The organism is Agromyces humi (assembly GCF_009720255.1).
Classification (GTDB): domain Bacteria; phylum Actinomycetota; class Actinomycetes; order Actinomycetales; family Microbacteriaceae; genus Agromyces; species Agromyces humi.
Map to the genome: position 1 here is coordinate 1 of NZ_WJSP02000062.1, position 14,068 is coordinate 14,068.

The 14,068-nt window shown below is 71.5% G+C and carries 14 protein-coding genes and 1 pseudogene; 8 read left to right on the forward strand and 7 right to left on the reverse strand.

Annotated features, from left to right (window positions below; genetic code table 11):
- Window positions 1–98 precede the first annotated feature (98 nt).
- Together GH736_RS07920 and GH736_RS07925 are read right to left on the reverse strand one after the other, a co-directional pair.
- Entirely contained in the window at window positions 99–557 is a 459-nt protein-coding gene (locus GH736_RS07920) for an arsenate reductase ArsC (protein WP_235933886.1), read from the reverse strand.
- A gap of 1 nt (window position 558) precedes the next feature.
- A complete protein-coding gene (locus GH736_RS07925; RefSeq protein WP_159601905.1) occupies window positions 559–1,905 on the reverse strand; it encodes an NAD(P)-binding domain-containing protein in 1,347 nt (448 codons plus the stop codon).
- Between the two features lie 89 nt (window positions 1,906–1,994).
- On the opposite strand from GH736_RS07925, the gene GH736_RS07930 reads away from it, so the two are divergent.
- Complete coding sequence (locus GH736_RS07930; RefSeq protein ID WP_159601907.1) at window positions 1,995–2,366, forward strand: ArsR/SmtB family transcription factor; 372 nt, start codon at window positions 1,995–1,997, stop codon at window positions 2,364–2,366.
- On the forward strand, window positions 2,363–3,544 hold the full coding sequence (locus tag GH736_RS07935; protein WP_235933887.1) for an MFS transporter: 1,182 nt from the start codon (window positions 2,363–2,365) through the stop codon (window positions 3,542–3,544). The genes GH736_RS07930 and GH736_RS07935 overlap by 4 nt, the downstream gene beginning before the upstream one ends.
- Before the next feature lie 37 nt (window positions 3,545–3,581).
- Here the strand turns inward: GH736_RS07935 and GH736_RS07940 are convergent, their stop codons facing one another.
- Window positions 3,582–5,975: a glycoside hydrolase family 5 protein gene (locus tag GH736_RS07940; protein WP_159601909.1), complete on the reverse strand. Its 2,394-nt coding sequence runs from the start codon at window positions 5,973–5,975 to the stop codon at window positions 3,582–3,584.
- A 130-nt stretch (window positions 5,976–6,105) separates the two neighbouring features.
- Here GH736_RS07940 and GH736_RS07945 point away from each other — a divergent pair, with 130 nt between their 5' ends.
- A complete protein-coding gene (locus tag GH736_RS07945) occupies window positions 6,106–6,348 on the forward strand; it encodes a DUF1653 domain-containing protein (RefSeq protein WP_235933888.1) in 243 nt (80 codons plus the stop codon).
- A gap of 26 nt (window positions 6,349–6,374) precedes the next feature.
- Here GH736_RS07945 and GH736_RS07950 read toward each other — a convergent pair whose 3' ends face one another.
- Entirely contained in the window at window positions 6,375–6,587 is a 213-nt protein-coding gene (locus tag GH736_RS07950) for an SCO4848 family membrane protein (protein WP_159601913.1), read from the reverse strand.
- Window positions 6,588–6,619: 32 nt separating this feature from the next.
- Window positions 6,620–7,177: a TetR/AcrR family transcriptional regulator gene (locus GH736_RS07955; RefSeq protein WP_159601915.1), complete on the reverse strand. Its 558-nt coding sequence runs from the start codon at window positions 7,175–7,177 to the stop codon at window positions 6,620–6,622.
- 134 nt (window positions 7,178–7,311) lie between these two features.
- On the opposite strand from GH736_RS07955, the gene GH736_RS07960 reads away from it, so the two are divergent.
- Both GH736_RS07960 and GH736_RS24480 read left to right on the forward strand, forming a co-directional pair.
- Entirely contained in the window at window positions 7,312–9,882 is a 2,571-nt protein-coding gene (locus GH736_RS07960) for an MMPL family transporter (RefSeq protein WP_159601917.1), read from the forward strand.
- Window positions 9,883–9,935: 53 nt separating this feature from the next.
- Entirely contained in the window at window positions 9,936–10,286 is a 351-nt protein-coding gene (locus tag GH736_RS24480; RefSeq protein WP_203230680.1) for a three-helix bundle dimerization domain-containing protein, read from the forward strand.
- Between the two features lie 49 nt (window positions 10,287–10,335).
- On the opposite strand, the gene GH736_RS07970 is transcribed toward GH736_RS24480, so the two are convergent.
- Window positions 10,336–10,713, reverse strand: a complete 378-nt coding sequence (locus GH736_RS07970; RefSeq protein WP_203230681.1) for a DUF2255 family protein — start codon at window positions 10,711–10,713, stop codon at window positions 10,336–10,338.
- 138 nt (window positions 10,714–10,851) lie between these two features.
- On the opposite strand from GH736_RS07970, the gene GH736_RS07975 reads away from it, so the two are divergent.
- Both GH736_RS07975 and GH736_RS07980 read left to right on the forward strand, forming a co-directional pair.
- Window positions 10,852–11,253: a (R)-mandelonitrile lyase gene (locus GH736_RS07975; RefSeq protein ID WP_159601921.1), complete on the forward strand. Its 402-nt coding sequence runs from the start codon at window positions 10,852–10,854 to the stop codon at window positions 11,251–11,253.
- Between the two features lie 2 nt (window positions 11,254–11,255).
- Complete coding sequence (locus GH736_RS07980) at window positions 11,256–12,059, forward strand: alpha/beta hydrolase (RefSeq protein WP_159601923.1); 804 nt, start codon at window positions 11,256–11,258, stop codon at window positions 12,057–12,059.
- A gap of 23 nt (window positions 12,060–12,082) precedes the next feature.
- Here the strand turns inward: GH736_RS07980 and GH736_RS07985 are convergent, their stop codons facing one another.
- The gene (locus GH736_RS07985) at window positions 12,083–12,796 is read right to left on the reverse strand and encodes an SOS response-associated peptidase (protein WP_159601925.1); all 714 of its coding nucleotides are present in this window, start codon (window positions 12,794–12,796) and stop codon (window positions 12,083–12,085) included.
- Window positions 12,797–13,071: 275 nt separating this feature from the next.
- On the opposite strand from GH736_RS07985, the pseudogene GH736_RS07995 reads away from it, so the two are divergent.
- Window positions 13,072–14,068 (forward strand): annotated as a pseudogene (locus GH736_RS07995) (SPFH domain-containing protein); the annotation flags it as partial.

Sequence of the window (14,068 nt, forward strand, 5' to 3'; positions counted from 1 at the left end):
ATCCGCTGCGGGCACTCGTCGCGGTGGCCGCGACGGCGCAACGCCCGGTGACGGCGTAGCCGCGAGCCCGGGCATCCGCTGCCCTCGCGGGCGTCGATTCAGGCGGTTGCGGTCTCGGGGAACAGCTCCCCGAGGAGCCGCTCGACGCGTCGCCTGACCTCGTCGCGGATCGGCCGCACCGCATCGATGCCCTGGCCGGCCGGGTCGTCGAGCTCCCAGTCCTCGTAGCGCTTGCCGGGGAAGATCGGGCAGGCGTCGCCGCACCCCATGGTGATCACGACGTCGGACTGCTTGACCGCATCGACGGTGAGCACCTTCGGGGCGCTGCCGGCGATGTCGATGCCCTCCTCGGCCATCGCCTCGACCGCCACCGGGTTGATCTCCTCCTTCGGCTCGGAGCCGGCCGAGAGCACCTCGACCCGGTCGCCGCCGAGGGCCTTCAGGTAGCCGGCGGCCATCTGCGATCGACCGGCGTTGTGCACGCAGACGAAGAGCACGGTGGGAGTTTCGGTCGGATTCATCGGTGCCTCGAGTTCTGTGAGCGGGTTCGCGGGCATCTTACGAGCAGCAGGTGAACGCGCCCGACGTGGCGGTGCCGCAGGATGCCCCGTCGGCGGGCAGGCTCGTCGAGCACACGCCCGTGGCGGGCAGCACGAGCTCGACCTGGGAGGCCGCCGCCGCGTCGCCCGCGAGCCAGGCGGTGATCGAACGGACCTGCTCGTACCCCGTGGCGAGGAGGAACGTCGGCGCGCGGCCGTAGCTCTTCATGCCGGCCAGGAAGAAGTTCGGCTCGGGGTGCTGCAGTTCAGCGAAGCCGTGCGGCTCGACGGTGCCGCAGGTGTGCACGTTCGGGTCGATGAGGGGCGCCAGGCGCTTGGGCGCCTCGACGATGTCGTCGAGCTCGAGGCGGATCTCACGGAGCATGTCGAGGTTCGGCCGGAAGCCGGTGGCGTTCACCACGAGGTCGGTGTCGTGCTCGACGAGCTCCTCGTCGCGGGCGCCGAGGAGTCGTACGCCGCCGTCGGTGCGCCCGAGCCGCACGATCTCGAAGCGGTCGATGAGCGCGATACGCCCGGAGGCCACGAGCGCGTCGACGCGGCGGCCGATGTTCGCGCGGGCGGCGAGACCGTCGTCGTCGGAGGTCGTGACGCGCACGGCGCTCGCATTGCGGATGAGCCAGGTGACGCTGGTGCCCTGCTCCTGTTCGGCGAGCTCCGCCAGTGCGAGCAGCGTGTTCGCGGCCGAGTGGCCCGCGCCGACGACGGTGGTGTGCCGGCCGGCGAACCGCGCCCGATCCCGGCCCAGCACGTCGGGCAGGGCGTGGCTGACCCGATCGGCGACGTCGGAGAGCCCGAGCGGCTCGAGGCCCGACGACCCGAGGCTGTTCGGGTGCTCGTAGGTGCCCGAGGCGTCGATGATCGCGCGAGCGGTGAACTCCTCGACGCCGTCGGCGGTCCGCGTGCGCCCGAGGAATGGCGTCTGCTCGCGGCGCGCGGTTCGGGTACGGTCCATGCCCTGCCGGGTGACGGCCTCGACCGTGACGCCGGTGCGGATGCGCGCGGTGATCGGCTCGAGGGCGGCGAGGGGCTCGAGGTACCGATCGACGAGCTCGGACCCGGTGGGGAGGGCGTCGGGCGAAGGAAGCTCCCAGCCGGTCGCCTCGAGCAGGCGGCGCGACGCGGGGTCGACGACGTGCTTCCACGGGGAGAAGAGGCGGGTGTGGCCCCACTGCCGGATGCTCGACCCGACGCGGTCGCCCGATTCGTAGACCACGAAGTCGATGCCTCGCTCGACGAGGTTGGCCGCGGCGGCCAGGCCGATCGGCCCGGCACCGATGATGGCGACAGGGAGGGTGTCGAGTCGGCGCTGCTGCCGCGTCGGGGTGGTGAGCTCGATCAGGGTCATGATCCGGGTGCCTCCAAGGCATCGATGAACTTCGATATTGAGTGTGGCGACTATATCGATGGTTGTCAATATTGGGCTAGCATCGTGGCATGAGCACGACGCTGCTGCAGATCACGGATGTCTCCGACACCACCGGCGCGGCCTGCTGCACCCCGCTGACCCGCGAGACGATCGATGCCGACCGTGCAGAGGAGCTCGCCCGCAAGCTCAAGGCCCTCGCCGACCCCACGCGACTCCGGCTGGTCTCGATCGTCGCGGCATCCGCCGGTGAAGAGGCCTGCGTCTGCGACCTCATCGAACCGGTCGGCCTCAGCCAGCCCACCGTGTCGCACCACCTGAAGGTGCTCATGGACGCCGGCTTCCTCACCCGGAGCAAGCGCGGCACCTGGGCCTACTACCGCCTCGTGCCCGGCGCCCTCGGCCAGCTCTCGCAACTGCTCGACGTCACTGCATCGCGGTGAGCTCGCCGCGCCTCTCCGCGCCGCCAGGGCTGGGAGTGCGTCTCGCGGCGCTCTCGGTCGGGCAGGTCGTCAGCTGGGGCATCCTGTACTACGCCCTCATCGTGGCTGCGCCCGCGATCGCCGCGGAGACCGGCTGGACCATCGCCGAGGTGACGCTGGCGTTCTCGCTCGGACTCATCGTGTCGGCGGCGGTCGGGATCGTCGCGGGGCGCCTGCTCGACGAGCGCGGCCCACGACTCGTCATGACGGCCGGTGCGCTCACCGGTGCACTGGGCCTCGTCGTGGTCAGCGCGGCACCCGACCTCCTCGTCTTCGCACTGGGCTGGGTGATCTGCGGCGTGGCGCAGTCCGCCGTGCTCTACCAGGCCGCCTTCACCGTGATCACCCGACGGCACGGCGAGGGACGCCGCGGCGCGATGACGATCGTGACGCTCGCCGGCGGACTCGCGTCGACCGTGTTCGCGCCGATCGTGGCGGGCCTGCTGCACGCGCTGGACTGGCGCGCGGTCTTCCTCGTCCTGGCCGCCACCCTGCTCCTCGTCACGCTGCCGCTGCACTGGATCTTCCTCGAGCGGGCGTGGGCCCCGCATCCGCCTGCGAAGCGCGACGAGCAGGTCCACACCGTCGGCACGGTGATCCGGACGCGCCGGTTCTGGATGCTCGAGGGCTCGATGGTGGCGTTGACGGCCGCCGTGTTCAGCGTCACCCTCGCGGTCATTCCCCTTTATATGGAGAAGGGCTTCACGTACGAGCTCGCCGCCTGGTCGCTCGGTCTCCTCGGTGCCGGGCAGGTCATCGGGCGGCTCCTCTACGTCGTCATCCCGCACAGCACCGCGCCGTGGCTCCCGCTCGCCGTCACCTCGGGCTCGGCGATGCTGCTGCTCGCGTTCATGGCGGTCGTGCCCGGGCCGCCGTGGCTGCTCGTCGTGATCGGCATGGCCGCCGGCGCCGTCCGCGGCGCGCAGACGCTGGTGCAGGGGTCGGCTGTGGCAGACCGCTGGGGCACGCGGAACTACGGTTCGATCAACGGCGTGTTCGCCGCACCCATCACCGTCGTCGCCGCCCTCGGACCGGCGCTCGGCCCGATCCTCGCGGGCGCGATCGGCGGATACGGCGCGATGGCGCTCGCCATGTCGGGCGTCGCCATCGTCGCACTGGTCGCAGCCCGGTTCTCCTGAGCGGGTGTCCGGGGGAGGGATGACCCGGAGACCTGGCTCAGTCGGTCGACAGGGTGTAGTCGCCCTCGGCGCAGCCGGTGATGCGCCAGCCGCCGGGCACCGCGGTCGTCGCGGCATCCGTGATCCCGCTGCTGCTGAGCCCGGGCTCGGCGCTCCCGGGAACCCACACCTCGAGGCCGCAGCTGCGCTCGGCGACCGAGCCGGCGAGCGACACGTGCGCTCCGTCCGCCTCGAGCGCGGTGAGCACCCCCGGTGCCGACTTCGGGTACGCGCGGCTCAGGATCGCGAGCAGGTCGTCGCGCGGCGGCGCGTCATCACCGGTCTCGCAGTCCTGCACCATGAGCCCGTTGCCGGTCGGGCCGATGCCGTTCTGCGGGTCGCCGCAGGCCTGCTTCCACACCCAGTAGGCGCTGCCCAGTCGGTTGGCGTCCTCCGCGTCGGCGTAGCGGCTGAGCCGGTCGACCACGTCGGCATCCTCGCCCCAATAGCCGTACTCGCCCGACCACAGCGGGGCGCCGTACTCGTCGGCGACGCGCTGCGCGAGCACGAACTGCCGGTCCATCCCGACGATCGGCGGGATGCCCAGGGAACGGTCCATCGTCAACGACTCCGCGTAGAGGTGTGGCGAGAACACGATGTTCGCGTCGTCCGTGAAGCCCGGAGTCGGCCCGCTGTCGAAGCCGAGGCCCGACCAGAAGATGCTCGGCTCCACGAACACGATCTGCGGTGCGCCGGCCGCCCGGATCGCGTCGATCGCGCGGTCGTAGTAGCGGCCGAGCAGCAGCGACGTGGTGACCGGTGCGGTCTCGCCGAAACCGGGCTCGTTGAGCAGGTCGTAGCCCGCGACGGCCGGCTCGTCGGCGAACTCCGCGGCGAGCCTTCCCCAGGTGTCGACGAGTGCGCCCTGCAGGCCTTCGGTGTCGAAGTAGAAGTGCTGGAACGCACGGTTGCCTGCGGGCGAGATGTCGCGGCCCTGGAACTGGCAGCGCGGGGCTTCGTCGGTGATGGTCGCCCACGCGGGTGCCCCGTCGTAGCCCCACATCGGGTCGGTGCCGGGCCGGCAGGCGGTGCCCTCCTCGGTCGCGCCGTTGAACCACGAGTCCTGGTGCATGTCGAGCACGACCCGGATGCCGTGCTGCTTGGCCCAGTGGACGGCGTCGGTGACCTGCTCGAGGTAGCCGGCGTCGAACGCGCCGCGCTCGGGCTCGAGCGCCGACCACGAGAGGTTCAGCCGCACCACGTCGAAGCCCCGCGCCGCGATGCCCGCGAAGTCGTCCTCCGTCAGAGGCCTCGTCGCGGCCACGCCTGGTTGCGGCTCGTAGAAGTCGACGAGCTGGTTCACGTTCACCCCGCGCAGTAGCACCTGGTTGCCGTCGCCGTCAGTGATGAGGCGACCCTCGGCACGGAGGAAGCCGTCGGGAACGGATGCCGCGGCGCGCGAGGCATCCGTCGACGCATCCGATGCACCGGCCGCCGCCGCCGCAGACGCCCCCGCACCCGTCGCCGGCAGCAGCAGCGCCGCGGTCACGGCGAGCAGGGCGACGGATGCCGCGGCGAGCTGGAGCACGCGAGCCCGGCGTCCGGCACGCACCCGCTCGGCGGCCACGGCGGCCACGCCCACGATCCAGCCGACGCACGCGCCGAACGAGAGGCCATCGGCGATCGTGAGGTACGCCGTCATCAGTGGCCACAGGTCACCGGAGAGCCCGCCGTCGACCGCGAACGCGACGACCGCCTGCACCACGCCGACCACGCCGCAGGCGACGAGCGCCGCGAGCCATCCGCCGAGCACGCCGGGGACGCGGGCGCGCATCCATCGAAGGCACATCGCGGTCGCGACCGCGATGAGCAGGACGGCCACGAGCATCGACACCGGGCCGCGGTCGGGGCGGGCGGCCGGAATGCCGGGTCCGTACGCCGCGCCGGTCCACCACAGGCCCGAGAGGAGGGGGGCCGCGGCGGCGATGAGCACGGCGGGCAGCCAGACCGACATGGCCGGCGGCCACAGCGTGCTCCGCTCGATCGCCGGGCGGTTCGTCGGGCCGCCGAACCATCGCGCGAGCGCCGCCACGACGAGCGCCGCCGGCACCGCCTTGGCGGTCACGTACCCGGCCGCCCAGGCGGCGGCCGCGAGGTCCCACGTCATCACGAGGCAGGTCGCGGCCTGAGCGAGCATGACGGCGAGCACCACGCCGGCGACCAGGGGCCAGAACCGATCGCCCGCCCGGACGGCGACCCACCAGGTCACGCCCAGCACCACCGGCACGAACATCGCGTACGGAGCGAGCGGCCAGACCCCGACGTCGAAGCGCGGCTGCGCGCCCGACCAGCCGACGAGCGCGAGCAGCCCGGTCGGATCGGCGACCGCCTGGACGACGACCAGCGCGAGCATGGCGGACAGCGCAACGGCCGGACGGCGAACCGACTTCATGACACTCCATCGTGACGTGCCCGCGGGGGGACGAGCCTGCACAGCATCCGACATCGGCCGCGGCAAGTCAAACCGAGCAGCGCACGGGATCGGAGCGGCGTGGGGCCGCGGCATCCGTAGCATGGGGCGAGTGAGCGAAGCGAGCGCGGCCGACGCGATCGAACCGGGTGTGTACGAGCACTACAAGGGCGCCCGCTACGAGGTGCTCTTCGTCGCGCGGCACAGCGAGACGGAGGAGGAGTTCGTCGTCTACCGCCAGCTCTACGGCGACCGCGCCCACTGGGTGCGGCCGGCTGCGATGTTCGCCGAGGCCGTCGTCCGCGACGGACGTTCCGTGCCGCGCTTCGCGCGCGTGGACCCCGACGCGGTCTGACGAGCGCCGGTTGCGGGTTCTCCGCGTCAGAGCAGGATGACGAGCGCCGTGATGGCGGATGCCGCGGCGAGCACGAGTGCGAGCGCGATCAGCACGACGTGCACGGTGTAGAAGGCCGTGCGGCGGCCATCGGCATCGCGGGCCCGCGGGTCGGCGGCGATGCGCGGGTAGAAACGGGGCCACACGATGACGTTGAAGAGGGCGTTGGCGAGCAGCAGGACGACGGCGAGAACGAGCACCGTCCGATCGTAGACGCGTCGCCTGCGGGCATTCAGTCCCAGGCGCCGCCCGGCCCGATGAGCACCCGCCACACCCAGTCCGCGGCGGTGGCCGCGGGGGGCCGCGAGTCGCGCGCGAGCCATGCCTCGATCACGCCGAGCGCGGAGCCGGCGATGCCCGCGGCCACGACGTCGAGCGGCAGCCCCTCGAAGACACGGGTGCCCGACCGCACGACGGCGTCGCCGACGATGAGCTCGATGCGACGGCGCAGTCGCGCGGTGACGACGGCCGAACCAGGGGAGCCGAGCACCCGCCGGTAGAGGCCGGCGTTGGCCTCGATGTGCTCGAGGAACGTGAACAGCGCCTGCGGCGGCTCGAACAGCGGCTCGACGAGCTCGGGCAGCGCGGCCCCGGTCGCCTCGGCCGTGGCGTCGAGCGCGTCGGCGAGGAGCGTCTCCTTGTCGGAGTAGTGCTGGTAGAAGGTGCTGCGGTTCACCCCGGCCCGCGCCGCGATGTCGGCGATCGTCAGCTCGTCGAGCGGGCGTTCACGGGCGAGCTCGAACAGCGCCTCCTGCAGGGCACGGCGCGTGCGTTCGACTCGGACGTCCATAGGGGGATTCTGCCAGCGGTCGGATGCTTCCTGTGGACTTCATCAACAGTTGTCGGTTATCCGACACATGTCGGTTATCCTTGACCTGGCTCGATGGTGTGCCCCGAACCCATGCTCCCGAAAGGCACCCGGCAATGGCTGAACTCCTGTACCGTCTCGGTCGCTTCTCCGCGCGCCGGCCCTGGACCGTGCTCGTCGCCTGGCTCGCCGCCCTCGCGCTCGCCGTCGGCGGGTTCCTCGCCTTCGGCGGAACCGTCACGTCGAGCATGAGCATTCCCGGCACCGAGACCGAGCGCGTCAACGCACAGCTCAACGACCGGCTCTCCGGACTCGGCGGCGCCACCGGCACCGTGGTCTTCCAGACCGAGGACGGCTCGGCCTTCACCGCGGAGCAGCAGGAGGAGATCAGCGCGCTCCTCTCCGATGTCGGCGAGCTCGACGGCGTCTCCGACACGGTCGACCCGTTCGCTGCGGCATCCGACCGCGCCGACCAGGAGCAGCAGCTCGTCGACGGCCAGGCGCAGCTCGACACCGCCGCCCAGCAGCTCGACGACGGCCAGGCGCAGCTCGACGCCGCCAAGGCGCAGCTCGACGCCGGTCAGGCCCAGCTCGACGCCGCCGTCGCCCAGGCCCAGGCGGCCGGTGCCTACGATCAGGCCGCCGACCAGTTCGCGGCCCAGCAGGCGCAGCTCGACGCGGGAGCCGAGCAGCTCACCGCCCAGCAGGCGCAGCTGGACGACGGCGCGGCCGAGATTGCAACGCAGCAGGCCCAGCTCGACGACGCCACCCGCCTCATGACGGCCGCGGCCGAGATCCGCACCGTCTCGAGCGACGAGAGCACCGCCATCGGCGTCGTCATGTTCGACGACGACCTCTTCTCACTGTCGTCGGAGGTCAAGGCGTCGGTCGCCGAGGCGCTCGACGGCGCCGGCATCGACGGGGTCGCGATCGATTACTCGTCGACCATCGCCGCATCGATCGACGGGCTCATCGGCGCCGGCGAGATCGTCGGCGTGATCGTGGCGATGCTCGTGCTCATCATCGTGTTCCGGGCGCTGCTGCCCGCGGTGCTGCCGCTCATCACCTCACTCATCGGCGTGGGCGTGGGCGTCGCCGGCTCGCTGGCGTTCTCGGGCGTCGTCGAGATGTCGTCGGTCACCCCGGTGCTCGGCGTGATGCTCGGCCTCGCCGTCGGCATCGACTACGCCCTCTTCATCATCAACCGGCACCGACGGCAGGTGCTGTCGGGCATGGAGCTGCACGAGTCGATCGGACTGGCGAACGGCACGTCGGGCAACGCCGTCGTCTTCGCCGGCTCGACCGTGCTCATCGCGCTGCTCGCGCTCAACGTCACGGGCATCCCCTTCCTCGGCGTCATGGGCACGGTCGGCGCCGTCTGCGTGTTCATCGCGGTGCTCATCGCCGTGACCCTGACCCCCGCGCTCCTCGGGCTCGTCGGCCAGCGCGTGCTCTCGCGAAAGGCCCGCGGCGAGATCGGCCACGAAGCCCACGCCCGACCCGAGCTGCGCCCGATGAAGACGTCGCGGGCCATCCTGCAGGCCGTGCTGTCGATCGTCGTGCTGCTCGTCATCGCCATCCCCGCGCTCTCGATGCGGCTCGGCCTGCCCGACGGATCATCGGAGGCCGAGGAGTCGACGCAGTACCGCGCCTACACCGCGGTCGCCGACGCATTCGGCGCCGGCCAGAACGGGCCGATCCTCGTGGTGGCCGAGCTGCCCGAGGCGGTCGAGGACGACGACGTGGTGGCCACGCAGGCCGACCTCGCCGACATGCTGATGGCGCAGAACGACGTCGTGGCGGTCGCGCCCGTCGGCGTCTCGGATGAGAACGACTACTTCGCCTTCCAGGTGGTTCCCGCCGACGGCCCGTCGAGCGAGTCGACCGAGCAGCTCGTGCACGACCTGCGCGACCTCTCACCGGTCGAGGGCGACATCACCCTCGGTGTCGCGGGGCAGGCCAGCGGCAACATCGACATCTCCGACAAGCTGGCCGGGGTGCTGCCGCTGTACCTCAGCGTGGTCGTCGGCCTCTCGCTGATCATCCTCATCCTGGTGTTCCGCTCGATCCTCGTGCCGCTCATCGCGACCGCCGGGTTCGTGCTCACGCTCTTCGCCGCCTTCGGCGCGGTCGTCGCGATCTTCCAGTGGGGCTGGCTCGGTGGGGTGTTCGGCGTGCACGACCCCGGACCCGTGCTGAACTTCGCTCCGATCATCATCATGGGCGTGCTGTTCGGGCTGGCGATGGACTATCAGCTCTTCCTCGTGTCGGGCATGCGCGAGGCGTACGTGCACGGCGTGCCCGCTCGGACCGCGGTCGTCGCCGGCCTCCGCAACGGCCGCGCCGTGGTCACCGCGGCCGCGATCATCATGGCGGCCGTGTTCGGCGGCTTCGTCTTCAGCCACCTCACGATGGTGCGCCCGCTCGGCTTCGGCCTGGCGATCGGCGTCCTGATCGACGCGTTCATCGTGCGGATGCTGCTCATCCCGGCCGTGATGCACCTGCTCGGCGAGTCCGCGTGGTGGCTGCCGAAGTGGCTCGACCGCATCCTCCCGAATGTCGACGTGGAGGGTGCAGCGCTCGAGCGGAGCCACCCCGTGCACGGCGCGGAACCGTCGGCGGACGCGGCATCCGGAGCGCATGAGGCCGGATCCGCGGAGCCCGTCGAAACTGCCGGAGCACGCTGACCCGGGCGTCCCGGCCTGTTGCCCCTCCGACCGTCACCCTGCAGAATGCTCACATGAGCACGAAGCCCGATGAGGACCGCGCCATCGACGAGGTCGTCTCGCGACTCTCAGAGAAGTTCCCGGCGCTCAGCCCTGAGTACATCAAGGGTGTCGTCGACGAGGAGCTGCACCGGTTCGACGGCGGCCGCGTGCGCGATTTCGTGCCCGTGCTCGTCGAGCGCGCGGCGAAGCAGCGGCTGAAGGCGGAGGCGAAGGCGGTCGACGCGCCGACGGATGCCGCGACGGGATCCGGTGGCCCTGCTGCTCCCGTCGACGAGCCGGTCGAGCTCGACCCCATGGAGGTCGACCGCCGATCGCGGCAGTCAGGACTGCTGCTCGGCGACCTCGGCGGCGGCACGGACTGAGCCACGGGGCACCACGAGGCGCGCGCGGCCCGGACTCGCTCTGGACGGCTCAGTCCGCCGAGGGCTCGAGCCGGAACGTCGTGGGAATCACCTGGTCGCCCACGACGGTGTTGACGATCCGCGCGCCGTACCGGTCGTACTTCGCGTGGTAGGCGTCGTCGATCGCCGCATGCACATCGGTCGCCGCATCCGCGAACTCGACGTCGCGTTCGACCCCGCCGGCCCTGATGCGCCCGCGACGGCTCGCCTTCGCGCGGCGGAACCAGCCGTTGTCGGGCCCGTAGGCCGAGCGCACGTAGAGGTCGTCGCCCGAGCGCACCACCCAGATGGTCACGTACGGACGCAGCGAGCCGTCGGCTCGGTAGGAGGCCACCTGCAGCTCGTCGGCGTCGCCGACTCGGGCGAGTTCGTCATCGGTCCAGCTCATCGTTCGATGCAACACCATGGCCGTCGGCGGTGGGAGTCCCTTGCGGGACGTGTACCGCCAGTACCTTCCCCGGCCCGCGCCCGAGGCGTACGTTCGATGACGTGTGCGGGCGACCGGGCCCGGCACGGAGGGAATCCGATGCAGTTCCAGCCCAAGCAGCCCACCACCAAGGGGCCCGCCGAGCTCTTCACCGGCGACGTGCACTTCGACGTCATCGCGCGCGGTGAGGAGCCCTCGCGCCTGCGCGTCAACCTCGTGCGCTTCGCGCCGGGCGCCCGCACCGCCTGGCATCGACACGCCGTCGGCCAGACGCTGCACGTCACCGACGGGATCGGCCTCGTGCAGGCGCGCGGCGGCGAGGTGCGCGTGATGCGTCCCGGCGACACCGTGCACACGCCGCCGGGCGAGTGGCACTGGCACGGCGCATCCGCCGACTCGTTCATGTGCCACCTCGCCATGTGGGAGGACGACGACGCCACCTGGGGCGACCACGTCACCGACGAGGAGTACGGCGCCACCGCGATCGACCGGCGCGACTGAGCATGCGCGACGTCGTGTACGCCGAGCGCGACGGGTTCCGGCCGCTCGCCCTCGACCTGCACCTGCCGGCGGGGGCCGCTCCGCTGCCGGATGCCTCGTCGACTCGCCAGCCCGGCGGCGCGCTCCTGCCCGTCGTGCTCTTCCTGCACGGCGGCGGGTGGCAGGGCGGCAGCCGCCGGGAGTTCGGACCTGACATCGCCGACGCGTTCGAGCGCATCGTCGCGGCCGGCTTCGCCGTGGCATCCGTTGACTACCGGATGAGCGCCGAGGCCGTCTTTCCCGCCCAAGTCGACGACGTGCTCGAGGCCATCACGTGGCTGCGCGAGAACGGTCCCCGCCTCGGGCTGGACACCACGCGCCTCGTGCTCTGGGGTGAGTCAGCTGGGGCGACCCTCGCGATGCTCGTCGGCCTGCGAGCGGATGCCGCGGCGCGCGGCGTCATCGACTGGTACGGGCCGACCGACTTCATCGAGCACGCCCGCGCACTCGGTCGCGAGGACGACCCCGACTGCAGCGAGGCGAAGTGGTTCGGCGCCACCGTCGGGTCGGACCCCGCCACCGCGGCGGCCGCGAGCCCCGCCCGACAGGCGCACGCGGGCGCGCCACCGTTCCTCATCGTGAACGGCACGGCCGACACGTCGGTTCCCGCGTCGCAGGCGGTGCTGCTCGCCGACGCGCTCGCCGCGGCCGGCGCCGAGGCGACCCTCGTGCTCGTCGAGGGCGCCGGGCACCGCTGGGAGTGCGATGTCGATCGCGACGCGCTGCTCGAGGAGGCGATCGCCTTCGCGCGCCGGGTGTCGGCGTGAGCTAGATGCGTTGACCGGCGCGATCAGCCGGCCGCGTCGAGCGGCTCGATGAGGGCCGGGTCACCCGGATCCACCGTGCGCGAGTTGTTGACCCGGCGATCGACCTCGTAGTTCGAGATCGTCGCGGCGACCTTCTCGGACTCGGCCGTGAGCAACGCCACCATCTCCTGCTTGCCCTCGTCGTCGAGCTTGACGGGGGCGAGGTACTCGTCCCACACGTCGCGCTCGAGGAACACCGGCATGCGGTCGTGGATCTCGCCCGAGGCATCCCGAGCTTCACGCGTGATGATCGACGTCGAGACCTCCCACTCGTCGCCGACCTTGCGCGCCGTGTAGATGCCGGCGGCGGCGAGCAGCGGCTGCTCGCCGTGCAGGAACCAGGCCTGCTTGCTGCCCGGCTCGCCCGTCCACTCGTAGTAGCCGCGCATCGGCACGAGGCAGCGGGAGGACGCGAAGGCCCCCTTCCACAGTCCATTGGTGGCGACCGTCTCGATGCGGGTGTTGAACTGCGGGCGCTTGGACTCCTTCATGAACGACGGATGGAAGTTCCACACCGCGGCATCCACCGACCGGGCCACCTCGCCCGTGTCGTTGTTCTTGCGCTCGCGCACGATGGGCACGACCTGGGTGGGCGCGATGGAGTACTGCGGCACCCAGTCGCGGAAGTCGCCGCCCTGCGCGACGAACTCCTGGATCATCTCGTCGACCTTGGCGTCGTTCGCGAATCGTCCGCACATACCGCCAGTCTGCACCCGGCCGCCGACACCGCGCACGGGGGTTTCGGCTGGCTCGCGGCATCCGTCGACTTGGACTCGCGGCATCCGTCGACGGGGGTGGAGGCCGACCCATTGCGCAACCGGCCGCCTCCCGACAGTCTTGTCCGGAACCCCCGCACACCCCTCGGAAGGACCTCGTGTTCGACTTCGCCCTCACCCCCGTCATCGGGATCATCGCCCTCGTCATCATCGCCGTCATCATCCTGTGGATCTGGGCGAAGGTGCTCTACCGCAACGTGTCACCCGACGAGGCGATCGTCGTCACCGGCAAGCGCTCGAAGCGCAAGGTCGTAGACGGCATCGACACCGAGGAATCCGGCCAGCGCGTCGTGCACGGCCAGGGCGTCTGGATCATGCCCTTCTTCCAGAAGGCGCACAAGATCTCGCTCCGCTCGCGGGCGATCGAGATCCGCGCCGAGGCGCAGACGAACAACGGCATCACCGTGCACGTCGACGCCGTCGCCATCGTGAAGGTCGGCGACAGCGCGTCCGCCATCCGTGCGGCCGCCCAGTGATTCCTCGGCCAGGACAAGAACATCGACATCTTCGCCCAGGAGGTGCTGTCGGGTTCGCTGCGCGCGTCGATCGGCGCGACCGACGTCACCACGATCATCAACCGCCGAGACGAGCTCTCGGCGTCGGTGCTCGGCGTGGCCCGCGAGTCGCTCGCGAACCAGGGCCTCGACGTCGACTCGTTCGAGATCAAGGGCATCTCCGACAACAACGGGTACATCGACGACCTCGGCCGCGCCGAGCAGGCCAAGGTGCGCAAGCAGGCCGAGATCGCCGAGGCCGAGGCGCAGCGCGAGGCGCGCGAGGCCGTGATCGCCGCCGAGCAGACCGTCGCCGAGCGCGAGGCCGGCCTCGCCCAGCGCAAGGCCGCGCTCCAGCGCGAGACCGACAAGGCCACCGCCGAGGCCGCCGCCGCACGCCCGCTCGCCGAGGCGCTCTCGCAGCAGGAGGTCGTGGCGCAGCAGGAGATCACCGCGCAGAAGCGTGCCGCGCTGCGCGCCGCCGAGCTCGACTCCGAGGTCAAGGCCGTCGCCGACGCCCAGGCCTACAAGGTCAAGGTGGAGGCCGAGGCGGCTGCCGAGTCGGTGCGCATCGCCGCCGAGGCCGACCGGGTCGCCCGCACCGCCTCGGCGGAGGCGCTGCGCGCCGAGGGCCTCGCCGAGGCCGACGCCAGCCAGGCCCGCGGTGCGGCCGAGGCCGCCGCGACGAAGGCGGCCGCCG